24 protein-coding genes and 1 pseudogene are annotated in these 25,503 nt (G+C 54.0%); 1 reads left to right on the top strand and 24 read right to left on the bottom strand.

Annotated elements, in window-relative coordinates; genetic code table 11:
* From KI236_RS12160 to KI236_RS09995, 16 genes and pseudogenes are all read right to left on the bottom strand, one after another.
* Window positions 1-5,223, bottom strand: coding sequence for a YodL domain-containing protein (locus tag KI236_RS12160; protein ID WP_408059064.1), 5,223 nt, complete (start codon window positions 5,221-5,223; stop codon window positions 1-3).
* A 254-nt stretch (window positions 5,224-5,477) separates the two neighbouring features.
* Window positions 5,478-5,846 (bottom strand): cysteine-rich VLP protein, encoded by a 369-nt coding sequence (locus tag KI236_RS10065; RefSeq protein WP_173849602.1) that lies wholly within the window; start codon window positions 5,844-5,846, stop codon window positions 5,478-5,480.
* Window positions 5,843-7,921, bottom strand: coding sequence for a DNA topoisomerase 3 (locus tag KI236_RS10060; protein ID WP_212821622.1), 2,079 nt, complete (start codon window positions 7,919-7,921; stop codon window positions 5,843-5,845). Before KI236_RS10060 ends, KI236_RS10065 begins: the two co-directional genes overlap by 4 nt.
* Complete coding sequence (locus KI236_RS10055) at window positions 7,918-8,691, bottom strand: DUF4366 domain-containing protein (RefSeq protein ID WP_212821620.1); 774 nt, start codon at window positions 8,689-8,691, stop codon at window positions 7,918-7,920. Before KI236_RS10055 ends, KI236_RS10060 begins: the two co-directional genes overlap by 4 nt.
* Entirely contained in the window at window positions 8,678-8,935 is a 258-nt protein-coding gene (locus tag KI236_RS10050; RefSeq protein WP_173849605.1) for a DUF4315 family protein, read from the bottom strand. The genes KI236_RS10055 and KI236_RS10050 overlap by 14 nt, the downstream gene beginning before the upstream one ends.
* 3 nt (window positions 8,936-8,938) lie before the next feature.
* On the bottom strand, window positions 8,939-9,394 hold the full coding sequence (locus KI236_RS10045) for an XF1762 family protein (RefSeq protein WP_212821618.1): 456 nt from the start codon (window positions 9,392-9,394) through the stop codon (window positions 8,939-8,941).
* Window positions 9,395-9,405: 11 nt separating this feature from the next.
* Window positions 9,406-11,580 carry a C40 family peptidase gene (locus KI236_RS10040; RefSeq protein WP_408059063.1) on the bottom strand — a complete coding sequence of 725 codons (2,175 nt, stop codon included), beginning with the start codon at window positions 11,578-11,580 and terminating at the stop codon, window positions 9,406-9,408.
* A gap of 41 nt (window positions 11,581-11,621) precedes the next feature.
* Entirely contained in the window at window positions 11,622-11,924 is a 303-nt protein-coding gene (locus tag KI236_RS10035) for a hypothetical protein (protein ID WP_212821616.1), read from the bottom strand.
* Window positions 11,921-12,901: a DNA-methyltransferase gene (locus KI236_RS10030; protein ID WP_212821615.1), complete on the bottom strand. Its 981-nt coding sequence runs from the start codon at window positions 12,899-12,901 to the stop codon at window positions 11,921-11,923. The genes KI236_RS10035 and KI236_RS10030 overlap by 4 nt, the downstream gene beginning before the upstream one ends.
* The gene (locus tag KI236_RS10025) at window positions 12,898-15,273 is read right to left on the bottom strand and encodes a VirB4-like conjugal transfer ATPase, CD1110 family (protein WP_212822019.1); all 2,376 of its coding nucleotides are present in this window, start codon (window positions 15,271-15,273) and stop codon (window positions 12,898-12,900) included. The genes KI236_RS10030 and KI236_RS10025 overlap by 4 nt, the downstream gene beginning before the upstream one ends.
* Window positions 15,227-15,661, bottom strand: a complete 435-nt coding sequence (locus KI236_RS10020; RefSeq protein WP_212821613.1) for a PrgI family protein — start codon at window positions 15,659-15,661, stop codon at window positions 15,227-15,229. Before KI236_RS10020 ends, KI236_RS10025 begins: the two co-directional genes overlap by 47 nt.
* A 3-nt stretch (window positions 15,662-15,664) precedes the next feature.
* Entirely contained in the window at window positions 15,665-16,210 is a 546-nt protein-coding gene (locus KI236_RS10015) for an MT-A70 family methyltransferase (RefSeq protein WP_408059066.1), read from the bottom strand.
* A 14-nt stretch (window positions 16,211-16,224) separates the two neighbouring features.
* On the bottom strand, window positions 16,225-17,088 hold the full coding sequence (locus KI236_RS10010) for a VirB6/TrbL-like conjugal transfer protein, CD1112 family (RefSeq protein WP_212821611.1): 864 nt from the start codon (window positions 17,086-17,088) through the stop codon (window positions 16,225-16,227).
* Between the two features lie 69 nt (window positions 17,089-17,157).
* Window positions 17,158-17,241, bottom strand: a pseudogene (locus KI236_RS10005) (Maff2 family mobile element protein); the annotation flags it as partial.
* A gap of 91 nt (window positions 17,242-17,332) precedes the next feature.
* A complete protein-coding gene (locus KI236_RS10000) occupies window positions 17,333-19,003 on the bottom strand; it encodes a recombinase family protein (RefSeq protein ID WP_118045531.1) in 1,671 nt (556 codons plus the stop codon).
* Window positions 19,004-19,201 (bottom strand): hypothetical protein, encoded by a 198-nt coding sequence (locus KI236_RS09995; RefSeq protein ID WP_003020324.1) that lies wholly within the window; start codon window positions 19,199-19,201, stop codon window positions 19,004-19,006.
* Here KI236_RS09995 and KI236_RS12325 point away from each other — a divergent pair.
* A complete protein-coding gene (locus KI236_RS12325; RefSeq protein WP_004612762.1) occupies window positions 19,175-19,414 on the top strand; it encodes a hypothetical protein in 240 nt (79 codons plus the stop codon). The genes KI236_RS09995 and KI236_RS12325 overlap by 27 nt on opposite strands.
* Before the next feature lie 28 nt (window positions 19,415-19,442).
* Here the strand turns inward: KI236_RS12325 and KI236_RS09990 are convergent, their stop codons facing one another.
* The 8 genes from KI236_RS09990 to KI236_RS09955 form a co-directional block, all read right to left on the bottom strand.
* Window positions 19,443-20,780, bottom strand: a complete 1,338-nt coding sequence (locus tag KI236_RS09990; protein ID WP_212822018.1) for a virulence-associated E family protein — start codon at window positions 20,778-20,780, stop codon at window positions 19,443-19,445.
* Complete coding sequence (locus KI236_RS09985) at window positions 20,749-21,369, bottom strand: CHC2 zinc finger domain-containing protein (RefSeq protein ID WP_212821610.1); 621 nt, start codon at window positions 21,367-21,369, stop codon at window positions 20,749-20,751. The genes KI236_RS09990 and KI236_RS09985 overlap by 32 nt, the downstream gene beginning before the upstream one ends.
* Window positions 21,370-21,434: 65 nt before the next feature.
* Window positions 21,435-23,015, bottom strand: a complete 1,581-nt coding sequence (mobQ, locus tag KI236_RS09980) for a MobQ family relaxase (protein ID WP_212821609.1) — start codon at window positions 23,013-23,015, stop codon at window positions 21,435-21,437.
* Between the two features lie 194 nt (window positions 23,016-23,209).
* Window positions 23,210-23,719: a hypothetical protein gene (locus KI236_RS09975; protein WP_006873177.1), complete on the bottom strand. Its 510-nt coding sequence runs from the start codon at window positions 23,717-23,719 to the stop codon at window positions 23,210-23,212.
* 57 nt (window positions 23,720-23,776) lie between these two features.
* Complete coding sequence (locus tag KI236_RS09970) at window positions 23,777-24,031, bottom strand: CPCC family cysteine-rich protein (RefSeq protein ID WP_006575072.1); 255 nt, start codon at window positions 24,029-24,031, stop codon at window positions 23,777-23,779.
* Between the two features lie 311 nt (window positions 24,032-24,342).
* Complete coding sequence (locus KI236_RS09965; RefSeq protein WP_009296086.1) at window positions 24,343-24,639, bottom strand: DUF3847 domain-containing protein; 297 nt, start codon at window positions 24,637-24,639, stop codon at window positions 24,343-24,345.
* On the bottom strand, window positions 24,632-24,973 hold the full coding sequence (locus KI236_RS09960) for a DeoR family transcriptional regulator (RefSeq protein ID WP_054328106.1): 342 nt from the start codon (window positions 24,971-24,973) through the stop codon (window positions 24,632-24,634). Before KI236_RS09960 ends, KI236_RS09965 begins: the two co-directional genes overlap by 8 nt.
* Entirely contained in the window at window positions 24,970-25,158 is a 189-nt protein-coding gene (locus KI236_RS09955; RefSeq protein WP_054328105.1) for a hypothetical protein, read from the bottom strand. Before KI236_RS09955 ends, KI236_RS09960 begins: the two co-directional genes overlap by 4 nt.
* Window positions 25,159-25,503 lie beyond the last annotated feature (345 nt).

The following is a 25,503-nucleotide window of genomic DNA, read 5'->3' as shown; positions in this document are numbered from 1 at the left end:
TCACTCCATTTCCAAAGCCTGCCGGATGCTCCGCTTGGCTTCCTGTTCCTTTTCCCGCTGCTGCGGCTTGCCGGACTGCGCACGATCCGCTTTGAGCTGCGCACGGATAGACGGTTTTTTGCCGTCCGGGTCGCGCTGGGGCGTTCTGCCATCCTCGGCCTTGACCGCTGCGGCAAGCGCGGAGAGCGAAATCACCTCGCCGCGCTTTGCCTTTTCTTCCAGCTCGTCCACGGACGGGGTGTTGTTGATCTGCCCGTCAATCATATTGTAGTTCTGTTCGGTGGACAGCTCCGCCGTGCGCATATAGTTTTCCTGCTCCCGCTGCTCGGCGGCAATGGCAAAGGCCTGTGTGCCGTTGCCCATGATAAGATACTTGCCGTCATCGGTGCTGTGGTGAAACCCATAGCCTGCGGCTTCCATCTGCTCGCGGGTCATATCGGCAACGTGAAAGCTGCCGCGCGGCGTTGAAATGTGCTCCCCGGTCAGGTGGGCGTCAGGGACAGTGGATTCCTGCTGCTGGGCGCTGCGCTGCACGTCAATGGGCTTTTCACCGGAGATAGGCTGAATACAGGAAATGTACCCTGCGGCGTAGTATGCGTTTTTGTTAAGCTGGCGCTGCCATGCGCCGACGCTGGGCGCCCAGCGGAAGCCGTTTGCTTTCAGCTCGTCTCGCGCCGCTTCATCCGGCTTACCGTCAAAGAACACTTGCAGACGGTTATCCGCTTTGTTGGCTTCCACGCGCCCGCCGTCAAATTCCCATCCGGCAAAATTGGTGTCCTCATGCTGCCGCACCTGTTCAATGCGCCCACGGATGCGGCGGATCTCGGCATTGTTGTTGGAGAGCATATAGGCGGGATACGGCCGGCTCTTATCCAGATGCCAGGACTGCGCCATTTCCTGCTGCAATTTGGTGATCTGCTCCGGCGTCAGACTGGGGCAGCCCTCCAAAGTCTTATTCTTACGGAAATAGGCGTTGACGGCTTTCATGGTTTCCTGCGCCGATTCCAGTTTGACGAGCTTGGCTTCCAGCTTTGCCGCCGCCTGCGGGTCGTCCATGCTGATACCGCTCATGCCTGTGCTGCGGATCTTGTCCAAAATCCCCTGAACATCCTGCCATTCCTGCATATTGCGGTCACGGGCGGCGTTTTGCTTCTCTTTCTTGCGAACGGGGAAATTGCTGCCGCCTGCAACGAGGATCGAGGGAACACGGGCTTCAATGGCATAGTGGTCGTTCAGATTTTCCGCCAGCTTGCGGGCGTAGGTGTCCAGCAGCGCGTCAATTTTCTCATGGTACATGGGATCGACGCGCTCTTTCTGCCGCTGCGCAATCGCCGCTGCCTGATCTACCATCTGCCGATATTCGGCGGTGGCACTGCCTGCGGCGTAGTCACGGTAGCTGTTTGCATCGTTGGCACGGCGGGCAGCGCCCTCATTGATGGTGTAATACCTGACGGCGGTTTGCTCCGGCGCGGTATCTGCGGGCGGCGCTTTCTCCGGCTGCTCCTGTACGTCGGCGGGCTGCTCCTGCGGCTCGTAGCCATTGGCGGCATATTCCTCCACGGTTATGCCTGCGGCTTCGGCTTCCTGTGCGATCTCACTTTCTACATGGGCTTTGTAGTCCTGAAGCTCTTTATCAAAATCGGAAAGCTGCGGTGGATCGGGCAGGTGATAATCGCCCGCGTTCAGCTTTTCCCGGCAAGCGTCCACATGAGCAAGAACCTCATGAAAATATGCTGTCTGCTCCGGCGTCAGGGTTTCTCCGTTTTCCAGCATAGCCGCAGCGGTGCGCTCCTGCTCGGAGAGATTGCAGTGCAGCCGCATATACGGCACGAACTCGGTGAGAAGCATTTCGCGTTCGGCCTTGTCCTTTTCCCACGCTTCCGCACCCTCGTTGTGCAGCACAAAGTTTTTCCAGTTTTCGTCCTTGGCATAGTATTCGTGATAGGCTTGGATATGGTCGATCAGAGCGCCGTCCCCGTCGCCAAAGTCCTGCCGTCCCTCGTAGCTGTCGCGTTCCCCGTGGAATGTGCAGTCAATGCGGAATTTGGTTTTATCGTACCAGCCGCCTGTATAACCGGGCTTCTCACGCTCGGAACGCTTTTCATCGTCCAGCGCCTTAAAAAGTGCGTCAGCGCGGGCAAGCGGGAGCTGTTCACCCTCTTGCAGCTTATCGCTCTCGCTCCAAACAATCGTCACGACAGGCTGTACCGCAGGATCAAGGGAGGGCGCTTCCTTGCCGGACACTTTCTCTTGGTCGTGGAACATGGCAATCTGCTCGTCGCTGGCATAGGTCAAGTCGTCAAACTCCAAATCGTTCAGCTCGCCTTGGATCAGCGCAGCCAGCGATTCATATTGTTGGCTTTCAATCAGCACGTCACCCAAATATTTTTCAACGCGGAAGTCTGTCAGGTTTGCGTATGCCTGAATGGGGATTTCATCATCCGTAATGGTCGTGTGTCCAATGCCGACGGCGGACAGGTCGCTGAAATCTGCGCCGGAATGAAATTCTTCGCGGCAGTAATCGTCGATCAGTTTTTTCGCAAGCTCCAATTCGGCGCGTCCCCATGCGGCGTCGCTCAGATGCAGAGAGTAAAGGCCGGAAGCAGAGGAAAAGCCGACGTTGTTGAAAACATAGTCCACATCACTTTCTTTCAGCGCTCCGGCTGCGTAGTAATTTTCCCGCGTGGGCGTCGGGCTTACGCTGCCGGATGCGATGTCGTGATTCAAGCCTGTTTCCAAATGCGTGCAGATTTTTCCGTCCACCGCCAGCGTCGCATAGTACCAACCTATGTAACCGCTGCTTTGCTGATCTGCGCCGTCGTTGAACTCCACATTCAGCAGAGTGTAGGGCTTCAAGCCCTTTTCTGCGGCAATGGCATTGTCCTGAAGCTCACGCTCTTTGAGGGCGGTATAAGCAGTTTCCTTTGCAATGCGGATGATTTCAGGGTTGTACCGTACCAACGCGCTATCGACAAGCTCCTGCTGTACCTTTTTGGTTTTGGCTTTTCGCGTCATGTGGTTGCCCAAAAACAGAGAGCTGCCGTTATCAAAGCGAATGGAAATATCACTTGTGCCGCGCCATTTTCCCGTGCAGGGCGAGGTTTCAATCGTGCCGGATGTGCAGCCGAACGCCTGCGCAATCACGCCGATTTTCTCCTGCATGGAAAGCGTTTCATACCGCTTGGCAATTTCAACAGCCTGCTTCTGTAGCTCTGTCAGCGGTCGTTCCGCTGGCGGGGCGTCAGCCTGTGCTTCCTGCTCTGCGGCCTGCTCCGGCTGAAAAAACTCCGGCACTTCGGTATAGCCGCCGCGATCCAGATAGTGCGCCGTTTCCTGTTCTCCGCGACGCAGCACAATGACATCGGACATGGAAAGGCTATGCCCGGTGAAGTCCTGCGGTCTGTCCATATTGAAGCGAACGAAAATGTCCTCCAGCGTGTCCGTATCGGAGAGGGATGCGGTATAGACCAGCTCATAATTTTCGCGGTCAACCCGCAGCCCGGCGGCCTTTACCTGTTCCAGTGGCCCAAATCGGAGATCCCGCGTTGCGTCGCCGTCTTTGAGCTGATAGATGGAAAAGGTGTTCTCCGGCATATCCTGCGCAGCAGCCTGTTCCTGCTCTGCGGTGTGCTGCGCCTGAAGCTCTGCAAAATGCCCCTCGATTTCGGAAATAAGCTCGCTGGCGGCGGTGCGGATGGTTTCAAGGGATGCTTTCAGCTCCTTAATATCGCGGCCGCTGCTCCACCCGGCGACGTAGCCAAAGGAGTAGTCCGACGTGTCCAGTCCGAAATGCTGGCACACCGTATAGGCGACGCTTTCCGCCTGCACCTCGCGGGTGCTGCGGTCGGGTCGCTCCGCCTGCTCCGGCGCGTTCAGGTCAATATCGTGCAGCTTGGCATGAGCAATCTCATGGATCGCCGTCTTGATGGTTTGCAGCTCGCTCATGCCGTCGTCAATGGCAATGCGCTTTTCTGCAAGGTCATAATAGCCGTGTGCGCTGCCGTCGATTTTTTCAAGTGTCACGGGAACGGGAGAGGTCAGCTTCAAGGCTCGCCAAAAATCCTCGTACTGTTCCACATTGCCCGTGAGCGCGTCCACGGCAATGTCGGGAAGCTCCTTGCCCTCGGTCTGGCTCACATCGAATACCGACACCACCTTGAACGCCGGAATCGTCACCTCTTGCTGCTCCGTGACTGGTTTTCCGTCTGCGCCGATCACGGGCTGCCCGGTGTCCGGGTCGGTTTTCGCCACATCCTTTTTGATTTTGTAGGGCGCGGGGGCAAGGATTTTAATGCCCTTTTCGCCGGATTTGACATGGCGTTCAAATTCGTCGCGCCACTTTCCGTAGCCTGCGACAAGGGATGCGTCCGGCTTCTGCATGACGATCAGCAGCGTATTGTTCAGGCTGTAATTGTGGAAGCGGGACATGGCTTTCAGATAATCCCGATACCGCTCACTTTCAAAGACCTCCTGTACGCCCTGTTCCAAATGCTCGGTGATCTCCTTGATTCTGCCCTGTGTGTCGGTGGCGTTCAGCACCAGCGGACGCACGGGGATTGGCTCTGCGGGCAGCGCCGCGCCCTGCGGCAGCTCGTCCATATCCCGTTGGGGGGTAGGCTGCGCAGTCAGACGATATTCCTGCGGCACTTGGTTGGCTTTGTACCATTCTGCATAATCGTTGCCGTTATTGTAGACATAGCCATAATCAGTAAAAATGCCGCGATCCTCTTTGACCGCTTCGCGCCCATAGCTCTTGTAATCAAAGAATCTCTTGGCGGCGTCCGGCAATTCCAGCTCGTCCAGATCGTCAATGAGGTAATGCCCGTAATCGTCGGAATTGTGTACGGTGGGATAAAGCCAGTAGCAGTCCAGATTGTGCGTCAGGTTGATTAAGTCCGCCGCGCTTGCCGCATGGTCGCCGTACTGCGCGGCAGTGGCAAACTTGTCGCGTTCCTCGTTGCTGCGCTGGGTGAGCAGCGCGGCAAGATAGTTCAAGTCGTCCAGACTTTCGCCGGGTTTCAAGGCTTCGCTCCACCCGTCCAGAGAGGAATGAAAGGCAGATACCTGATACTGTTCCGTGTCGCTCCCGTCTACGCCCAGCCGTTCAAAAACGGCTTTCATCGTTTCGGCGTCGGTGGGCAGCGATACCCATTCCGCAACAGGCGTTTCCTCGGTATGCCGTGCGGTGTTGATAAGATATACTTCCAAAAGGTGTTCGTCCACGTCTGCGCTCCTTTCTGACATAAGGGTTTGGGACTATCCCAACAAGCAATCGCCGCCCGGTCTGTGCCGGACGGCGATTTTCGGGAGTTGTAGCCACACTCCCTATGCTTGCTGCGTTACTGAATCGTTCTTTTATCTCCGTAAAATGCGTTCTGTCACGCTTTCAAAGCCGTTTTCCGTAGTTTCCATAGGAATACCCTGCATACTCCAAAAGCGCATCTGGAAAACCGCTTGCCGCAAGGCTTTTGAAGCCCTTAAACCGTGACACACCGCGCCTTTGCCCGCTGGCGGCGCTTGCGCTCGGCTGCATTGCGCCGGGCAGCATAGGGCGCACAGCGGTCACAGTATTTTGCGCGGTTGCTGCGGGCGGGAAAGGGCTTACCGCACAGCTCGCATTTCTTGCGGGTGTCCGCCGTGGCTGCAAGATCCGCGCATAGCTCCCGGTCTGCGGGCAGCACCGCTTCCCGGAAGTATCGGCAGAGTAGCGAATAGCTGATGGCCTGCACACAGACGCACGGTTCGCCATCGTCCAGCAGCAGACAGCACCCGCGCACATTGTTAGCGCAATGGCAGCGGGTCAGCTTTTTCACTCTGCGATGCTGCGCGTCATTCAGCCGGATCATTTTCTCTGCTCGATACGGTAATTCACATACTTCTCTCCCGTATCACACAGCAGCACCGTCCCGTCATAGGTCTTGCCCGTGCGCTCAGAGTACAGCCCCTTGACTTTCGCCTTGCCGTCCTTTAGGAGTGCGGCGGCGATTTTCTTGGAAAAGACGCTTCTCCGGCTTTCAAAGAACTTGTCATTCTTCCACATGACAAAGCGGCAGGAGCGGTCAGAGCAGTAGAAATTCTTCTTGCCCTCATAGACAGGGCTTTTGCAGCGTGGGCAGATGCCGACTGCTTCCTTTTCCGGTGCGAACAGCTTTTTACCGTCCTCGGTGATGTGGGAATACTGCTTCACCAGCTCCCGCGTCATATCCTCGATTCCCTGCATGAAGCTCTGCGGGTCGTCGCTGCCCTTGGCGATCTCCGTCAGGCGGGTTTCCCATTCAGCGGTGAGCAGCGGCGATTTCAGCATATCCGGCAGGATGACAGCGAGATTGATGCCGTCCTTGGTCGGCACAAGACTTTTGCCCTTGCGCTCGACAAATCCGGCAGAGAGCAGCTTTTCAATCATCGCTGCCCGCGTTGCCGGAGTTCCCAGCCCTTGCCGCTCTGCATCCTCCGGCATATCCTCCTTGCCCGCGTTCTCCATTGCGGACAGAAGCGAATCCTCGGTGTAGGGCTTGGGCGGCGTGGTGTAATGCTCGGAGACAGAAGCCGTGACCGTTTCAAAAATCTGCCCCTCGGAAAGCTCCGGCAGCGCCACATCCTCTGCGCTGCCCTCGTCTGGCTTTGCTTTGAGCGTGGCGCGGAAACGGGCGTCAATGTCTTTCCAGCCCGCAATCAGAATCGTTTTGCCCTTGGCGGTGAACGGCTTGCCGCCGCAGTCAAAGGCCGCCGTAACGGTTTCATACTCCTGCGGCGCTACAACGGCGCACAGCAGCTTGCAGCAGACAAGGGACATCAACTTCTTTTCGCTCTCCGGCAGTCCGTCAAAGCCGTTGCCTGCAAAGGCCGCCGTGGGGATAATCGCGTGGTGGTCGGAAACCTTGGCGCTGTTGATGACGCGCCCGATCTCCGGCACAAGCTCCGCGCCCCGCATAAAGGGAAGCACAGGCAGCAGCGCCGCAACAAGGTCAGTTGCCGTCTGCGCCATATCCTCGGTGAGATAATTGCTGTCGGTGCGGGGATAGGTCAGAAAACGCTTTTCATACAGGCTTTGCGCATAGTCAAGGGTCTGCTTGGCGGTAAAGCCGTAAACGCGGTTGGCTTCCCGCTGCAAGCAGGTAAGGTCAAAGAGCTTCGGCGGCAGCGCGGTTTTCTTCTCTTTTTTGAGAGAAACGCAAACGGCCTGCGACGCTTCGCAAGCCGTTCTCAGCGTATCCGCAGCGGCAGCGTCGGAAATGCGTTCACTTTCTGCGTCCACGCCGCCGCAGCCGATATGTACGATGTGGTATTTCTCCTTGTGGAACATCGTAATTTTTCCGTCGCGCTCCACCAGCAGATTCAGCGTGGGCGACAGCACCCGTCCCACATTCAGGGTCTTGTGATACAGCACGGAGAAAAGCCGCGTCGCATTGATGCCTACAAGCCAGTCTGCCCGCGCACGGCACAGCGCCGATTGATACAGCGCGTCGTATTCCGTTCCGGCTCGGCGTCCGGCAAAGCCCTCGCGGATGGCGCTGTCCTCCATAGAGGAAATCCAAAGACGGGAAAAGGGCTTCGTGCATCCGGCCTGTTCGTAGACAAAGCGGAAAATCAGCTCACCCTCGCGCCCGGCGTCGCAGCCGTTCACCACCTCGGAAACGTCGCTGCGGTGCAGCAGCTCTTTCAGAACGGCAAGCTGCTTTTCCTTGCCGGGAGTAGGGGCATATTTCCACGTTTGCGGAAGAATGGGAAGCTCCTCATAGCGCCACTTTTTGTATCGCTCATCATAGCTGCCCGCGTCTGCCATGCTGATAAGATGCCCGATGCACCACGACACCAGCAGCCCGTCGCCGGAAAGATACCCGTCCTTTTGCTCCGCAGCGCCCAGCGCAAGGGCAACGGTCTTTGCCACAGAGGGCTTTTCACAAATAATCAAAACACTCATTCTTCATTCTCCTGTTCGTCGGGATCGCTGGCGCTGTCTGCGTCCTCATCATCCCCGTATTCTTCGGCTTCGTCATCCTCGTCAAAATCGAACTCGTCCAGCTCGTCGCCGCCCTTGACGCTGGATTTCGGCTTGCGCAGCTTGAAGTACCACAGCGCACCGCCGCCACCCGCAGCAAGGAACAGTACAAGGATCAGAATGCCGCCCACATTGTTTTTCTTCTCTGGCATCGGCTCGTCGGGCTGTTCTGTTTCCTCCGGCGTCGCTTCCTTTCCGGCACAATTCGTCATATCCGTTTTGCAGAGGGTACAGTTCGTATTGACCTTGCCAGCGGTGCATTTTTCGGTGCAGGAGCAGACAACGGGCGTGTTCTGGCTGTCGTCCTCCAGCAGCGCCATCAAGTCGGCTTCGTCTACGGGATTTAAGAAATATGTCTGATAGCGTTCTTCTTCCTCGTCCAGCAGCTTGTCATAGTCAATAACGATATACAGCGTATGCCCATTTCGGGTTTCCACGGTGATAAACTGCTTATTGGTGTGTTTATCATAGAGAAGATCGCGGGTCGCAGCGATGCCGTCCTCGGTGAACGGAGTGCCGGGGACAATCGTGTTGTCCTCCGGCTGCGTTTCCTCCTGCCACGTTTCAGGCGGCAGCTCGTCATCGTAGTAGTCGCCGCCGTCCGCATACGCGACGGTGGCAAAGGCCGTCATGCACAGCACCGCGCAGAGCAGCGCGGCGAATACAGAGCGAAAATGCTTATTCCTCGTCATCGGTCATGTCCTCCTGTTCGTGATAGGCGGTTTCCACGGGCGGCGCGTCGTTGCCGCCGCCGCGCAGGAAGTTCATCAGCTCATCGCGGCTCATGCACATAGAGCGGACAAGATTGACGATTTCAAAGTTTTCCTGCTCGGTGCGCTGGGCTTCCAGTTCTTTCAGCCTGTTTTGGTACTCGGTGATTTTGCCGCGGGTCTTTTCAATCTCACGGTCAATGCGGTCAATTTTGCTCATAGCCATAGGTTAGCAGCTCCTTTCATTCAACCGCTTTTCGTAGCGGTATTTCATTTGTGCCGGATAGAGCGGCTGGGCAGGACGGCGGCTGCCTGTCCATGCCTTGCCGCCCGCAAGTCCGGCGTTCGTCCAGCCTGCGGCGCGTAAGCTCGCGCCGCTTTCGGTGTCTAAGGTGTAGGTAATGATTTTGCGGTAGCCCATCGCCCGCGCAGCCCGTGCCGCTGCCGCATAGAGGATGCTGCAAGCGTTCTTCGTGCCATCGCTGCATAGGCGGTTGACCTCCAGCGTAAAGCCGTCGTCCAAATAGCGGCTCACAGGCCGTCCCACAATGGCAACGGCGCAAAGCCGCCCATTTTCAGAACAGCCAATGGAAAACTTGTGTCCGGCGACGGGCTTGTGGTGGCGGTGATGCTGCCGCACAAACTCGTTCGCCTGCGCAAGAGAAACAGGGATCAGCGTCAGCATAGCCGCCCTCCTTAGTTGTACGGCGGTCTGGCGTAGGCGTAGAAATGTACCTGCCAATAGCTGCTGTTCAGGTTGGAATAGGAAATCGGATCTCCGCAATGGATCATCATGGAATTGCCGACGTAGATTCCCACATGGCTAACGCCCGGAGTATCGTATGTCCCGACGAAAAACACGAGGTCGCCCGGCTGCGGGTTGGAAACGGGGGTGGAAATGTTGTAAAGCCCCTGTGCGCCCAGCCTGCCCGTATTGCACACGCCGCTGTTTGTCAGCACCCAACTCACAAAGCCGGAGCAGTCAAAGGAGGTGGACGGGCTGCTGCCGCCCCACACATAGGGGTACCCCAAATACTTTTCTGCTTCTGTGATAACGGCGGCAAAGGTTTCGTCCTCCATTGCAGAGGGCGGGATCTCATATTCCTCCGGGCGGTTCGTGATGTACTTGGGGATGTACTCGCTATCCCCGAACAGCTCCGGCTTGTTGCCCAGCACCGACATATACAGCGCATACTTGGACAGCGTTTCTTCGCCCATGATATAGACGGGGATATGCGAGAGGTCAAAGTTTTCCAGCTCTACGGTGCAGATGTAATAGTTATATGGAACTTCTACCTCGTACTCGTTGCCCTCGCTGTCTGTCCGGGTAACGGTGCGGTAGCGCACCTCGGTCACGACGGTTTCTGTGAGAATATATTGCTTTTCAAAGAGCATTTGCAGCGTCCCCTGCACCTCGCTTGCCGTCCATGCGCCGTCATGCAGCGCGGAGAGGATCGATGCCAGGACATAAGGATCGTGTTTGATCTCGTCAAGGTCATAGTGGTATTCGTCGTAATCATGGGTGCGTTCATAGGTGTCGAGATATTCTTGCAGCTCGGCTTCCAGCGCACAGTAGGCGGCTTCGGCGGCAAGAATGTCCGCGTCCTCCGACTGATAGCTGGATGCCGCCACACCGCCGCCAGCCGCGCCCACCAGCGCAGAGCAGGATTGCAGCCCGCCGATCAGCATGACAATCAGCAGGAAACCAGCCAGAACGACCAGCACACCTTTCCAATGGCGGGCAACGAACTCCGCTGCTTCCTTTGCCTTTTCTGCCGCTTTTTTCGCTGCCGTCGCCGTGGCTTCTACGGTTTTTTCGGCGCTTTTGGCGGTTGCCTGCGCGGTGCTGCCCGCAGCCTTTGCCGTTCTTGCAGCCTTGGCATACTCACGCTTTAGACGCTGCTTCTGGAAAAAGCGGTTGAGCGGATTGCCGGAGAGCATTTCAGGGTTATCATGCAGCGCCTTTTGGTAGAGATATTCTGCATTGGCATTTACGGCTTTGCGCTCGGCCTTTTCCGCAGCGCGGTAGGGTTTCAGCTTGCGGTGACGGCGCTCCCAGCGAATTGCACCGCCTGCGCCATGCTCGGCAAGTTCCTCTGCCTTATGCCCGCTTTCCACACCGACGTTTTCATGCTCGACCTCATGGATTTTTCCGTGCGCCTGTACTGCGACCTCCCGCAGCGGACGGCCTAACGGATTCGGTTTCAGCTTGGGCGGGGACTTATCCACGGTATCAAAGCGCAGCTTGGTCTTGGCTGTTCCGCTGGCTTCGTCAAAAACACGCTCCTTGCGCAGCACCCGTTTCTTGGGGATTGCTGCCTGCGCCGCATCCAGCTTGTCGGCGGCCTTTTCCGCACGGTGAATATGCTTGCGCAGCTCCGGCGCGGCGCGTTCTTCCTCGGAAAACTGCAAACGGGATGCAGAATACCGCTGCTGCGCCGCGTTGCGGGACATCCGCGCTGTCTGCCGCGCCTTGTGTGCGTCATGCTCTGCGGCTGCACGGTCAAAGAGCTTTTCCGCTGTACCGCCCGGCACGGCGGACGTTGGAATGTCCTGCGGGATATGAGAAACGGGGCTGCCGCCCTGCGGTTGGAACGGCTCGGTGCTTGGCTGCTGCGGTTTTGACTGCTCCTTTTCTGGCTCTTTTTGCTCCTGTGCGCGAAGCTGCCGCCTGTGCTTTAGGGCATCCTCTGCCGGATTCATAGGTGCGTCGCGTTTTCCCATCTGGACAGGCTGCTCATTCGAGGAAAGTTGTTTTTCGGCATCGCGCCCGGAAATGTGGATTTCTTCACCCGTAGCCTGATTGTCCAGTACCGCGCCATCGCGGGTCATGCGCTGGGTGAGCTTATAGCGGGGCTTTTGCTCTTTCAATGGGTATCACCTCCGATCTGTCCCCCACATGGAGAACGAAATCAAATTTCAGTTTCTTCTGCATCATCGGGCAGTGGTGTCAGATACTTTTTTTCAAGCGCTTTTTGCAGCGTATCAATCGCAAAGGATTCGCAGTCCTTGGGGATGCCCCATTTGTGCATTTTCTTGTACGCTCTTTTTTGATAGCGATCAGCCTGCTTTTGCAGCCGCAGAAAATCCTTTTGGCTTTTGGCAGCAGATAGCCGCCGCGCCAAACTGACATTCTCCACAAAGACCAGATACAAGTCCAAAATCAACAGGCGGTAGTGCCAGCCCTCAATGATGTATCGCGTATCGTATATCACGGCAAATTCCCCTTTCCGCGCCGTTTGTCGGCGTCATGTTCAATTCGCGTCTGTGCGAGAGAGCAGAACTCTGTGTTCAGCTCAATACCGATGTAATGCCTGCCGTGCCGCTTTGCCGCAAGCCCCGTCGTGCCGCTGCCCATGAACGGGTCAAGGACAATGCCGCCCATGGGACAGCCAGCCAGAATACAGGTTTCTGCCAGCAGGGGCGGATAGGCGGCAAAATGCCCGCCCTTGTAAGGCACGGTGTTGATAAACCACACATCGCGCTTTGCCCGGACGGGCAAGATCATGTCGTCGGTGATGCTGCCTTTTTCCCTCGGCTTATTGATATTCTGCGTCTGCGGCTGTCCCGGCACGGGAGCGGAATACTTGCCCACGCCGCGCCCCGCCTTTTTGCGCAGGGCGGTCGTGGGGGCAATGGGTTCGGCAATGGCAAGCCAGTCATAGAAATAACGCCTGCTCTTGGTGAGCATGAAAATATGCTCATGGCTGCGGGTGCAGCGGTCTTTGGTACTCTCCGGCATGGGGTTTCCCTTTGCCCAGATCACGTCATTGCGCAGATACCAGCCGTCGGCGCGGAGCGCAAAGGCCAGCATCCACGGAATCCCGATCATGTCCTTTTGCTTGCAGCCCCGCACCGCTTGACAGAGAGAAATGTTCTGCCCGTTGCGCCCCTGCGGATATTTGGGGTCACGGGTATCACCTTTGCTGCCTGTGCCGCAATAGCTGTCCGCGATATTTACCCACAAGGTCCCATCCGGGCGCAGCACCCGGCGCACCTCGCGGAATACCGCTGTCAGCCGCGAAATGTATTCCTCCGGCGTGGCTTCCCGCCCGATCTGTGCGTCCATGCCGTAATCCCGCAGCCCGTAGTAGGGCGGCGAGGTCACGCAGCAATGAACACTGCCCTCCGGCAGGGCTTTCAGCACATTCAGACTGTCGCCGCAGAGAATGGTATCAAGCTCCATCATCATACGCCGTTCACCTCGCTTGGCTTGGTGGACATAATGCGGTAAAGCTCGGTGTCCCGTGGGAACTTGTCTGCAAAGGGCAGGATCACATTTTCAAAGAACAGCAGCCCTTCGCCGGGTGGGGAGTTGGTAACGAACTTTAGCTGCTCCGGCGAGATATTCAGACGTTCAGCAAGAATTTTGCGGTCGCCCGCCGCTTGGTTGAGCATACAGATGAAGTCTGAATTTTCCAGAATATTTTCGATTTCCGGGCTGGACAGCAGATCCTTGACGTTTTGCGTCGCACCTGTTGGCACACCGCCCCATTTTCTGAATCGCTTCCAGATCTCCGCGCTGTATGCTGCGGTTTGCGGCTCTTTTAATAACAAATGAAATTCGTCCGCGTAGTACCATGTCGATACGCCTGTGTTGCGGTTGCGGGTGACACGATTCCAAACCTGATCCTGAATCACCAGCATACCCGGCTTTTTCAGGTTCTTCGGCAGCTCCTTGATGTCAAAGCAGACAAAGCGGTTGTCAATGTCAACCGTCGTTCGGTTGTTAAAGAAATTGAGCGATCCCGACACATACAGATCAAGCGCCTGTGCCACACGGTCGGCTTCCGGCAAATGCTGCGCTGTCAGCGCGGCATGGAGGTCGGAGAGGATCGGCATATTCTCTGGGCGCGGGTCTGCAAAGTAGGGCTGATAGATACGCTGCACAGCGCGGTCAATTACGGTGCGTTCGATGGCTTCCAGCCCGGTCTTGCCGCCCATAATCAGCTCACAGAGGGACAGCACAAAATCGGATTTGAGCGCCAGCGGGTTTTCGTCCTCGGAATAGTTCAGGTTGATGTCCAGCGGATTCAGGTAATCGCGGCTGGTGGGAGAGAGCTTGATAATCTGCCCATGCAGCAGCTTTACCAGCGGCGCATACTCGCCCTCCGGGTCACATACCAGCACATGATCGTGGGTTTTCAGCAGCACACCGATCATTTCCCGCTTGCAGGAGAATGACTTGCCGCCGCCCGGTGTGCCGAATACAAGGCCGTTGGGTGAACGCGCATTTTTGCGGTCAAGCATAATCATGTTGCCGGACTTGGCGTTTAGCCCGTAGTAGAGGGAATCGCCGCCTTGAAATAGCTCCTGCGTCACAAAGGGAACGATGATTGCCACGGCCGAGGTCGTCATGCCCCGCGTGATATGGATTTGATTTTCCCCCAGCGGCAGCGAGGACACAAGACCGCGCTCCTGCTGGAAGTCCAGCCGCGTCAGGGTGCAGTTGTGCTTTTGCGCTACGCCTGCTGTACGGAACACATCGTTTTCCAGCTTGCGTTTGGTATCTCCGTAGTTCAGAACAAGAAACGTCAGCAGAAAATACCGCTCGTTGCGGCTTTGGAGATCTTGCAGCAGCTTTTTCGCCGCACCACCGTAGGTGGCAAGGTCGGACGGCAGAATATCCATATCGTAGCCGTCCCGGACAGCCTTTTTCTGCTCCTGAATTTTCATAGCGTCAAGGTCTGTGATTTTCCGCTTCACCATTTTTACGGCTTCTGTCTGCTCCAATGCCTGAATATGGACATTGACGACAAGGCTACTGTCCGTATCAAGAAAATCGGTCAGTATGCGGTCGGTCAGCTCCGGCGTAATGATCTGCAAAAAACTTGCAGCGCAGAGCTTGCCGCCCATCTGGAACATACGGCTATTCTTGAACGCAAAGGAGGACGGCGCGATAAAGTCCTTGGTGGAAAGCCCGCCAGCGGCAAGCCACTTCCAGTCAAAGTTGAAGCGTTCTCCATCCGGGTGCATGATGCCGTGCAGCACCTCTAAACGCTCCTTGCCGTCCAGCACACGGGACACCGCACCCATGATTTTGAAGTAGCCCTGAATATCCAGCGAGATACGCGACAGCCTTGCCCGTGCCGCCTTGAGGTTATCGGCTTCAATGGTATAGGTAATGTATTTGGTTTTCACGCTGCCGTTGTTGCCGCGGGCAAGCTGCCGCTTGAGAATGTCCGTCTGCTCCTGTCGGATCGGATCTAAACCGTCATTGCAGGGCGGCATTTCAAAGCTCCGAGCAAGCTGCTCCCGATCGGACTTACGGTTGGGATAGGTGAACTGCACATAGATGGAAGAATCCAAATAGTTATACAGATCGCAGAGATATTCAAAAATAGCCGTCTGATCGTCAGGCTGCGCAAGCAAATAGTTGATGTCAAAAAACTCAATGCTCTGCGAATAGCGCCTGTTTCCGAGATAGCAGATGCCGTCCGGGTACATGATCTGATAGGGTATCGTGTCCTGCGCGGTATGGGGCTTGCCGTCACCGCGATATTTACGAATGACGGCTTCAATCTGTTTTCTTTCGGCGCGGGTGAGCTTGGGCTTGTCCGCCATGCTTTTTGCTTCCGCGCTGTCTGCTCTTTTCGACAATCGCCTTTACCTCCTGTTCCATTTGATATTGACACACAAGGGCGTCGTATGCGTTGACGGTCTGATAGGGGCGCTCCTTGGGGCGCAGAAAGCAGCTTTCTATGATTTGCCGCCCTACCACTTCAAGGGGCTGCCCGTTCTTCTCATACACCCCAAACAGAAAACCGGGGAGCATGACAACGATCATCACCATTGCCGCAGCCGTCGTCCCGATGCCGCCTTTGAGCAAAAAGAAAAGCGGCACTCCCATGAGCGCCGCCAGCCCAAAACAAATAAGCTGCCGCTTTGTTAAATTGAAAAGCACCTTGGATTTGATTTTCGTCAAATCCTTTGGCACATTCACATAGGCCATGTGCTAACTCCTTTCCGCAAGCGTAATATCGCTTGCAATTTCATTGCCCCATGCGTCCCAGCCCGGCGTTTTCTGCCGGGCGAACAGCTCCACGCGGGGCAGATCGCCCATGAGCGCAAGAATTTTGTTCCGCGCTTCATCCGGCTTTTTGCTGTGCTGCTCAATGGGACTGATGATAAACTGATGTACGCCTGCCGACTGCCGTTTTGGTTTGCCCTTGGTCGCCAGCAGACAGATTTCCGCATTGCTTCGTGTCCAGTAGCCCATACCGTAAAACCATGACGGACTTTTACGGTTACGTTTGAGCCAGACGAACGCCACGGTTTTATACCGAAAGCCCCATGCGCGGATCAGCCGCAGGGCTTCGGGAAGCTGCGGAAAGGTCGCCCAGAGGAACAGGGCGCAGTCCTTCGCCGCCAGCTCCGGCACGGGCAGGGCGCAAAGCTCGTCAATGCTCATGGTGGGATAGTGATTTTCTGCCGCGCCCTGCACCTTTCGCTGCTCATAGCGCCACGGCGGGTCTGCGTAAATGATGTTGTATGTTCTGATAGGCAAGCCCTCCGTCAATGGGCGCTGAACACGGCCTTTGCCATACTGCCCGTTTTGAACAGGCAGAAGCACAGCAGCACCGTATAGCCCATTGCCAGCCAGATTGCGCCGGACACGTCGCCCGTCGCGGAAATGCTCTGGATCAAGACCGAGTAGATGCCCACGACCACCATAATCAAGAACGCCTGAAAGCCCAGCGCCAGCAGAGATTTCAGATAATTTTGCCCGACATTGCGCCATTCTCCGTTTGTCATGGTAGCAAGCGGGATGGGTCCCAACGAGGTCACAAGATATATTTCAATCATTCTCCCGTAGACCACCAGCATAATGCAGATGGAAAGAATGTTCATCGTCAGCCCGACAAACAGAGATTGAAACCACAGTCCAATCAGTCCGCCAAGACTCATAGCTTCCAGCGACGTTTGCAGATCACCCACAATGGAATCTATGTCAATGCTGGTATTGCCGATTATCACGCCTGCGCTCTGATTGACGACCTGCTGCGCTGCATCAAAAACGCCCATGACAATATTCCAAGTGTTCGTGACAATCAGAACAGCCGCGTAAGTTTTGAACACCCATTTGAAGAACATAAAGGTGTCAATGTCGTGCAGATTGTTTTTCTCTGTCACCATCTGGATCAGCTCGTAGGTCATTACAAATGCGAGAATTGCACCTGCAATCGGGATGATGACGGATTCGGACAGGTTGCGGATCATATTGAAAATGCCGGAGTTCCAGCCCTGCGGCGTCGCTCCGACATCAGCGGCAATTTCACCCACCTTTGTATTCACTGTATCGAACAGCCCCGACAGGTTGCCGATGATTCCGTCGATCAGAACGCCCTTAAACCATTCCTCCAGCCAATCAATAATCAAAAGGCAGCACCTCCTTTCCCGCGCCGCCCCCGGTCAGGGGGGCGGCGCGGCGGTGTATTTCAGAATCGGTTAGCTGAACAGGCCGGAGAGCAGCGGGACAAGAACGCCGCCAATCAAGGCAACGCCGCCGCCCGCCATGAGCTGTTTTATCCCCAATTAGGTGTAAAACTCTGCTCGATGGCGGGCGGCGGCGTACAAAAAATCTATATGGTATTTTTTAAGAGAACCGTCCCGGCGGGACAGGTCAGGCAGTGACCTGTTCCACCTCCGGGATGGGTTTGAGATTAAAATGAATTTCGATAGAAATGTGTCTTGTTTTATCTTCGTCAATGCGCTCATGCACGACGATTTCTTTGATTAAGCGGTTGAGGGTGGCTGCGTCCAGCTCTGTGATGTTGGCGTATTCCTGAATGGCTTCCACCCATTGTTTTGCGTCATTGGCAAGCTGGACTTCATCGGACAGCCGCTTTCTGCCCTCGGACACTTTTGTTTTAAGCTCCGTCTGCTCGGTCTGTGTCTTTTCCAGCATGGTGTTGAAATTCTGCTCACTGATACGCCCTGCAATCATATCCTCATAAAGCCGCATGACCATTTTGTCCAGAACCTCAATCCGTTCCTCGTCCCTTGTAAGGGAGCGTTCCATTGCTTCCCGCTGTTCCCGCTGCTCGGCTTCACAGGTATTGGTCAGGCGGTCAGCAACCGCTTCCCCGTCCATCAGGGCAGCTCTGGCACATTCCCGGATTTTCCGCAGCACATGGCTGTAAAGGGTGTCATAGTCAATCCGGTGCTGGGTGCAGTGGTTCTTTCCAAAGGCATTGTAGGTCTTGCAGGAGTAAATCCGCTGGGGATGTTTTGCGTTTGTGTAGCGTATCGTCAGCGACTTCCCACACTCGCCGCATTTTATCAGTCCGGCAAACAGGCTGATTTCATTGGTCTGCCCCGGACGCTGGCGGGATTTCAGCTTGTTCTGCACAATATCAAAGCTCATGCGGTCAATCAGCGGTTCGTGCTGTCCCTCAACCACAACCCAGTCCTCCGGTTTCTTTTCCCCAATCGTGCCGATTTTGAAGCGGTAGTCTTTTTTCTGGGAAGCAATCGCCCCGGTGTAGACGGGATTCATCAAAAGGTCTTTGATAACGGAGAAGTCCCACATATACCGCCCGTTTTCCGGGTCTTTCTTTTCCCATTTGGTGCGGGTATTGCGAAGCCCCCGTTCCCGGTTCCACCATGTGGGGCAGGGGATTTTTTCTTCCTCCAGCCGTCTGCGGATATAGTTCGGACCATGACCGTTTAGGGCATATCCGAAAATCAGCCGCACAATCGGGGCGGTTTCCTCGTCAATGAGCAGATGGTTTTTGTCCTCCGGGTCTTTCCGATACCCAAACGGGGCAAGACACCCGGTAAACTGTCCTTTCTGCGCTTTCAGAAGATAAGAGGAATGGACTTTCTTGGAAATATCCTTGCTGTACATCTCGTTCAGGATATTCTTGAACGGGGCAATATCGTTGTTATCCCGCAGGGTGTCGATACCGTCATTCATGGCGATATAGCGGACACCGTTTCTTGGGAAAAAGTCCTCAATCAAATGCCCGGTTTGCAGATAGTTACGCCCCAGTCGGCTGAGGTCTTTCGTGATGACAAGGTTGATTTGCCTGCGCTCAATGGCTCTCAACATTCTCTGTAAATCAGGACGCTCCATATTAAGACCTGTGAAGCCATCGTCCTGATAGACTGCCACAACCTCCCATCCCTGCTTTTCGCAGTATTTTTCCAGCATATCACGCTGGTTTGCGATACTGGCACTTTCGCCTTGCAGGTCATCGTCCTTTGACAGCCTGCAATAGACCGCTGCACGATACCCTCCGGCAAGTGCCGAACCGATTGTTCTGTATTCCATTTCGTTCATCATAGCCATTTACCCACACAATCCAGACGGTATCTGGCTCTTTTGAACCTCATCTTCATTATAGCTCATATCTTTCCTTTTAGCAAGATATTCTTTCGTATTTGTCTTGCCGTATTTCTGGGAAATCAGGCTGACGAACACATCGGTTGCGTCAAGCTCCCCGTCAAACACAGTAGTCACATGAATCTCTGTTTTGTTTTTTGCCATAGGCAGTTATCCTCCATACATGAAAATAGCCAGACAGAGGGTGTCGGCAACGAAGTCCGGCAACGGGCTTCAAAAGACCTTGCAAACAATCTCAATCTGGCGATGATTACTATTTATACTTTTCTTTTATTTTTCTGTTGTTTTGGTTGTTATAAGGGAGAAAAGCCCGGAAATAAGGGGTTTTCCCCGGCAACCGGCTCGGCAACGGGATAGCAACAGGGGGTGCAACGGGCTGTCATTTTCAGAATGGAAGCTCCATCTGTTCTGTGACCTCCACAAAACCGTCCATCGTTTTTTCAGACGGGTTGCCGGAGTCCGTTGCCGGGTTTTCACGCTCCCAGCCCTTTTGTCTGCCATATTCGGAAAACATTCTTGGGTTCGGGAAGTACCGCCAGCCAGAAATGCACTGGTTCATAATCTCGTTGATTTCCCGGATTTCCCATTGCTTCGGCTCGTCAAAGGCATGGTTCAAGGCTTCCTTATAGAGCTGCTTGGAGCAGACCATGCTCCCGGTGTACTTATCAAGATACGCCTGTATCATCCCGGCTTTGGTGTCCTCCGGCATAAAATCCCGCTGGTGTTCTTTGAGATACCGCTGCATGGCAGGGCTGAAAGCCAGCTTGAACCTTCCGCTTCTGTAAATTTCCATCGCTTCTGCCCACATCTGCTCGATATAGGCTCTGGAAGCGGCTTCGTCCTCCAAAATGTGAACCTCGGCTTGCTCCGGGTACACCATGACGGGGATAAAGCGGCGGTTGCCGGAACGGTCAAGGGGCAGGAAGTCAAGGGCATTGGAAGTGCCGCCAAACACGCACTGACGGGGGCGGTCTGCTGGGTGGGTTTCATAGGGTATCTTGTAAACCTCTTTCTGTCGGCTTAAAAATGACTTGATTTCCTCAATGCTCTTGGCGTTGGCGGTTGCCATCATTTCCGACATTTCGATAATCCAGTGACCTTGCAGCTTGCGGTACACATTGTCATCGTCCAACTTCCGCAAATCATCGGAGAACCACTCGTCCCGGACTGCCAGCAGACGGAAGAAGGTGGACTTGCCAGCCCCCTGACCGCCTACCAGACAGAGCATGATTTCAAATTTGCATCCCGGCTGAAAGGCTCGTGAGATTGCGCCCAGCAGGAACAGCTTCAACGCTTCATAGGTGTAATCGTCTGCGTCAGCCCCCAGAAAGTGCCGCAGGCAGAAACGGATTCGTTCTGTCCCGTCCCACACAAGGGTATTGAGATAGTCCCGGATGGGATGGTACTTGTTTTCATTCGCCACAATCCCGATGGCGTTATCAATCTTCTTCTCATTGGTAAGCCCGTAGGTTTCTTCCAGATAGAGAAGCAGATACTTCATGTCCGTATCGTTCAGGGCGGTGCTTTCCCTGTGGAAGCCGATGGGCTTTATGATGTCCTTGCGGTCGGTCAGGATGTTGTATGCGATAGCCCCGGAAAGCAGCGGGTCACGCTGGAATACGGTCAGGCAGTTCCGTATGCTCTGACGGACACCGCCTTTCTCGGTAGTTCCCAGCCCCGCCTTGATTTCCTCAATGCTCTGGGGCGGCTGCATGGCGTTCATGGTGTTTTTTAGTTCTTGCTGCGTTTGCGGCGGCAAGCTCTGCCATTCGCTTTTCAAGCTGTATCACATCCTTTCCGTAGTCCGTAATCAAAGCTGCTTTTTCCTCTGTCTCCCCAAAGAGCAGCACATCCAGCAGATATTCCACTTGGTCTTGCTTCTGTAAGGCTTCCTCCGGGGAGTGCGGGGCATAATCCTTTCTCCATGCCCGAAGCAAGTGAAGATAATCGGCAAGAATACGGAAGCAGCGGTTTTTTGCTTCCTGAAACTGTTCCTCCGGGGATTTCTGCCGGGGCTTGGGCTTTTTTACCTTCCCCGGCGGTTTCCAGTCCTCATAGGAAAGCCCGAAGTCCTGTGCCAGCTGTACGGCGGCTTCTTTCTTTCCCAGCCCATACAGGGCGGCGGCAAAATCAATCACATCCCCATCCGCACCGCAGCCGAAGCAGTGGTAACGCCAATCCAGCTTCATGCTTGGGGTTTTATCGTGATGGAACGGGCAACAAGCCATCCCGTTCCGGCCTACACGGATTCCATAATGCTCCGCAGCCTGTCTTGTTGTGACGGACTGCTTCACAGCTTCAAATACATTCAAATCTATCCCTCCTTGAAAAAAAGAAAAGCACCTGACATTCTCTGATTGAAAATGGCAAGTGCCTGTTAAAGTTCCATATCCTGTTGTTTGTGTTTTGTCTGCTCCGGGGCAGTTCTTTGTGCTTTTTTCTCGTCTGTCTTATCCTGCAAGACTTCCTTGATGGGCTGCTTCTTGGGCGGCTCTTTGCTTTCCTCTGTGCCGGGTGTGGCTTTCCGTACCCAGTAGCGGATGTCCCGCAGCTTCTTCAAATCCTCCTGTACCTCGGTCAGCGGTGTTTTCAGAGCTGCAATTTCTTCCAGAAGCGTTTCCTGCTCCTCTTGCAGCTCCTTTTGGGTACTGTCCTTATCATCTGGGTGCTTGGCAAGGTGGGTGGCGGCTTTTTCATACCGGGCAACCTCCGGGTGTTCCTGTTTGAATTTCTCCTTTGTTTTCTTAAAAAATATCTTCTGGTACTTCTCATAGACAGGCTTACATTCCTTGCAGTCTGTCCGGCTGGCAAGAATCCCGTCAATCACTTTGCTGCGGGCTTCCTTTGGCTTCATCTGATTGCGGTAATCTGCGGCTGATTTCCCGGAAGATTCCAGAAATGCTTCTAAGTCCTCCACAGTGGAAAGCCCCTTTTGCCGGAGATAGGATAGGGCTTCGCTGACTGCCTTTAAGTCCTGTGAAGTCCCCCGGTTCTGTCCAGCCCTCGTCCAGTCCTTCCGTTCTTCCTTTCGTATCTCCATATACTTCATCAGCAGATTGGGAAGAAGTGTCGCTTCCTCCGCCGCTTTTTGTGCAAGCAGCTCCTTCCGTTTTTCTCCCAGCTCGGTAATCCAGCCTTTGAGGTTTTGGATAAGCTGCCGGATGGACTTCATTAGGCGGTTGGCAGCTTTGATTTCCCGGTTCAGGTTGCCGATATTTGTCTGGATACCACGCTTTTCCATCTGCTGGACAGCAGCCCCCTCATGGACAGTAGGGATAATATCAAGCCCCTGTCTGGCATAGGAACGCAAGTCCACACGCTCCGGGCGGTCATTGGCTTCCAGATAGCGGTTCTGGATTACTTCCCATTCATGCCGCCAGATTTCACAATATTTCTGGTCGTTCCAGTCAACCGTATCCTCCTTGTGGCTTTTCCACCTGCCGGACGGAAGTTTTATCCGTTCTCCGCTTTCATCAAGGTCATAAACCTTGCGGCTCTTGGGAAGCCATTTCCCATGTTCGTCTATTGCCCTCATAGTGAGCATGACATGGGCGTGGGGATTGTGTCCCGGCGGATGGGGGTCATGGATGGCAAAGTCAGCAATCATGCCTTTGGAAACAAACTGCTTCTGGCAAAACTCCCGGACAAGGACAGCATACTGGTCGGGCGGTATCTCTCTGGGGATGGTAAGCACCCACCGCCTTGCAAGCTGGGAGTTCCATTGTTTTTCCACCGCTTCGGCGGCGTTCCACAAAGTATTGCGGTCTGCATATTCCTGTGGGGCATTAGGTGGGAGCAGGATTTCATTGTGGACGATACCACGCTTTTCCGGGTAGTGCTTCACTTGCTGGTCATATTCACAGAACAGTTTTTCGCCACTCTGGTAAGCAGCGGCGGCAACCGCAGACTGCCGCTGACTGCGCTGAACAATCGTGATTTCGTTGTGTGGACAGGGCATTTCGTGTCCCTCCTTTCGCTAATTGGTGGACGGGGTGGCGTTTTACCACCTCATTTTGGGCAGAAAAAAAGCAGGAAACCTTTCTTTCAGATTTCCTGCTCGGTGTGCCGCTGTGTGGGCGGCGGGTATTTAGTTGTAAAAGTTCGGGACAAGTTGACCCGATGTGAAGCTGACGAACTGGAATTTATTTGTTGTTATTTTCTATCAATCCCCAAAACATCATAGTATTCATCACTATACTCAATGCCACTATTGTCAAAGCGAGATTGCAGTTCTTTTACATAGTCATAAGGGTTATCAATAGGGGAAATTTCTAATTCTGTTTCAAGATAACTTAATGTCGCTTTCTGTTCCTCTGTGCGGATTGCTTCTTCCTCTTTGAGGTGTTTTTCAAATTTGTCTTTGTCCATCCAAATAATCTGCTCAATAGGATTAGTAGAACCACAAGCAAGAATAAGTCTCATAAAATCCTCAAAGGTTCTTGCCAGTGGATAAACAAAAACATCTGCACAAGTATCAGGATTGCAGGCAAAAACCATTTCCCCATACGGCTCAATAAAGCAATACATAATACTTCCTTCAAAACCTATTGCCTTTGCATTGGTCGGATAGCAGAAGTAAGAATAAATATCTTCAACTTGTTCAAGACAAATCAAAGAGCCATTTATATTCAGTTCTTTGTATTGGTCAAAAAGTGTTTCCATTTTATCACACTCCTTTACAACTTCTAATTTTTCAGTTCTACAAGTTGGAAGTTGTCGCTATGAAATTTCTTTTTCATCATCTCTTGGTGGTCGGACATAACATAACATTTCTTTTTCACAAGCACCAAATTTTGAGAAATTGGATTTCGCTTCTTTTAGCGTTATTCCATGATTAGAGTCGCTTGGTTCGTTATCAGAAGCAATGAACGGGTCATTCTCCCAAAAACAAACGGGGCAAATATACCCACAATCTTCATTTGCCGGAACATTATAGGTAAAATATCCGCAGCAAGGACATTGGTATTTTTTCATATAAACCTCACGTTTAAGCCTTGACCTCAAATTCCTGATTTATTTCTGACTTTATTATACTTCATCGATTATCGAAAAGATAGCATATTTTATGAAACTTGTCGGCTGGGAACAGCTTGCACCGCAAGGTGTCCCCAACAGGCAAGTCCACAAAAGGGTAGCTGGCTGCAGCCAGCGCAGGGGAAGTGTAGCGTCCCCTGTTTGATTTGGAGCAGACCATGACTGCGGAAAATCACAGCTCTCCGGCGAGGAGCCTTCGGAGAACGCAATGCACCAACCTCTGGGTGGTGTATAATTGCGCCCTTAGTAAACTAAGGGGTTTCCGGCTTCTCCCGTTCCAGCATTTTTTTCAATAGTTCCTGCGTGTCCTGCCTGTGAAAAATGAGTTTCAACAACAGCATGACATCATCATCTGTTAGGCGTTCCGGCTCTTGCAGAAAACTTTCCAGCATACCGCCACGAGTGCAGAGCCGGTGCGTCCGTTCCTTTCGGGTAAGCTGCTTTAACTGGTGCTGCAATGCCTTTTCATCATTGATGGCTTTCCGCAGTTTCTTTTCGCTTTTCTCCAGCTCCCGGTTGAGCTTTTCCAGCTTCGAGGTATCAGGCAAGGGCAGCGTCCTCCTTTCCCGGTATCAGCACATAAATCCTATTCGGTTCTCCCACGCCCTGACGCACCCGCATGATAAGTCCGGCGTTTTCCAGTTCATTCAGAGAACGCTTGACCGTCATGGGACTGCGGGACAGGACTGCGGCAATGGCTGTGACAGGGAAGCAGACAAACAGGATTCCGTTCTCGTCCTCCTGCTCTTTGGATAGCATAGCGTCCAGCATCCGGCAGTACATGACCTTTGCGGTGCTGCTGACTGGAAATCCTGTCAACGCTCTGGGAAATGGCATACAGGGCGGCAATGGTGTGTCTATCGTCATAAATTCAAAATTCATTCGGTGTGTTCCTCCTTTTTCTTTGATCGTTTGGATAAATAACGGGGGCAGTCAATCACAACCGCCCGGAAGCTCTGCTTGCACCCATGCTGGCATTTCCGGCATAATTCGTTGTAAGTGACACGCCCCCGGTCATTGAGGTAAAAGGAAAGCTCATGCTTCCTCTTTTTGCTCATTCTCGGCATATTGTATTTCCTCCCGTTTTAGTGTATGGTTTCGGGGCGATTTTCGGCAAAATTACGGTCATAGAGCCGATTAAAATCTCCCGAAGTATCAGCGATAGGGTAGACTATCCCCCTATCAGATTGTCGTGTTTCGGTATCATTTCGGTGTCAGTTCGCCAGTTCTCCCCGGTGTCGTTCCTCCCCTGAATCTCACAGCGGCGTATCGCTCCCTTTGGTACGCTCGTTTCGGTCAGGGTTCCTCCACATCCCTGCCAAAAGTCATGGCGCTACATCGCCGGGGAAGCATATCCCACACAGGCTGGTCATTCGATTGGAATAATCCATCGATGAACTACCTGTATCATA

The sequence above is a fragment of the Vescimonas fastidiosa genome (assembly GCF_018326305.1).
Classification (GTDB): Bacteria; Bacillota; Clostridia; order Oscillospirales; family Oscillospiraceae; genus Vescimonas; species Vescimonas fastidiosa.
Note: the sequence above shows the minus strand (reverse complement) of the source record. Positions and strands in the feature narration are given on the sequence as shown.

What these genes read in the sequence shown, in the direction of transcription:
- KI236_RS10055 (WP_212821620.1), bottom strand. Translation starts at nt 8,691, where the DNA reads ATGACGAGGAATAAGCATTTTCGCTCTGTATTCGCCGCGCTGCTCTGC.
- KI236_RS10060 (WP_212821622.1), bottom strand. Translation starts at nt 7,921, where the DNA reads ATGAGTGTTTTGATTATTTGTGAAAAGCCCTCTGTGGCAAAGACCGTT.
- KI236_RS09970 (WP_006575072.1), bottom strand. Translation starts at nt 24,031, where the DNA reads ATGAAAAAATACCAATGTCCTTGCTGCGGATATTTTACCTATAATGTT.
- KI236_RS10065 (WP_173849602.1), bottom strand. Translation starts at nt 5,846, where the DNA reads ATGATCCGGCTGAATGACGCGCAGCATCGCAGAGTGAAAAAGCTGACC.
- KI236_RS10050 (WP_173849605.1), bottom strand. Translation starts at nt 8,935, where the DNA reads ATGGCTATGAGCAAAATTGACCGCATTGACCGTGAGATTGAAAAGACC.
- KI236_RS09990 (WP_212822018.1), bottom strand. Translation starts at nt 20,780, where the DNA reads ATGAACGCCATGCAGCCGCCCCAGAGCATTGAGGAAATCAAGGCGGGG.
- KI236_RS12325 (WP_004612762.1), top strand. Translation starts at nt 19,175, where the DNA reads ATGAATCTCTGTTTTGTTTTTTGCCATAGGCAGTTATCCTCCATACAT.
- mobQ (WP_212821609.1), bottom strand. Translation starts at nt 23,015, where the DNA reads ATGCCCTGTCCACACAACGAAATCACGATTGTTCAGCGCAGTCAGCGG.
- KI236_RS09960 (WP_054328106.1), bottom strand. Translation starts at nt 24,973, where the DNA reads ATGAATTTTGAATTTATGACGATAGACACACCATTGCCGCCCTGTATG.
- KI236_RS09975 (WP_006873177.1), bottom strand. Translation starts at nt 23,719, where the DNA reads ATGGAAACACTTTTTGACCAATACAAAGAACTGAATATAAATGGCTCT.
- KI236_RS09995 (WP_003020324.1), bottom strand. Translation starts at nt 19,201, where the DNA reads ATGGCAAAAAACAAAACAGAGATTCATGTGACTACTGTGTTTGACGGG.
- KI236_RS10030 (WP_212821615.1), bottom strand. Translation starts at nt 12,901, where the DNA reads ATGATGATGGAGCTTGATACCATTCTCTGCGGCGACAGTCTGAATGTG.
- KI236_RS10020 (WP_212821613.1), bottom strand. Translation starts at nt 15,661, where the DNA reads ATGGCCTATGTGAATGTGCCAAAGGATTTGACGAAAATCAAATCCAAG.
- KI236_RS10025 (WP_212822019.1), bottom strand. Translation starts at nt 15,273, where the DNA reads ATGGCGGACAAGCCCAAGCTCACCCGCGCCGAAAGAAAACAGATTGAA.
- KI236_RS10000 (WP_118045531.1), bottom strand. Translation starts at nt 19,003, where the DNA reads ATGGCTATGATGAACGAAATGGAATACAGAACAATCGGTTCGGCACTT.
- KI236_RS09955 (WP_054328105.1), bottom strand. Translation starts at nt 25,158, where the DNA reads ATGCCGAGAATGAGCAAAAAGAGGAAGCATGAGCTTTCCTTTTACCTC.
- KI236_RS10045 (WP_212821618.1), bottom strand. Translation starts at nt 9,394, where the DNA reads ATGCTGACGCTGATCCCTGTTTCTCTTGCGCAGGCGAACGAGTTTGTG.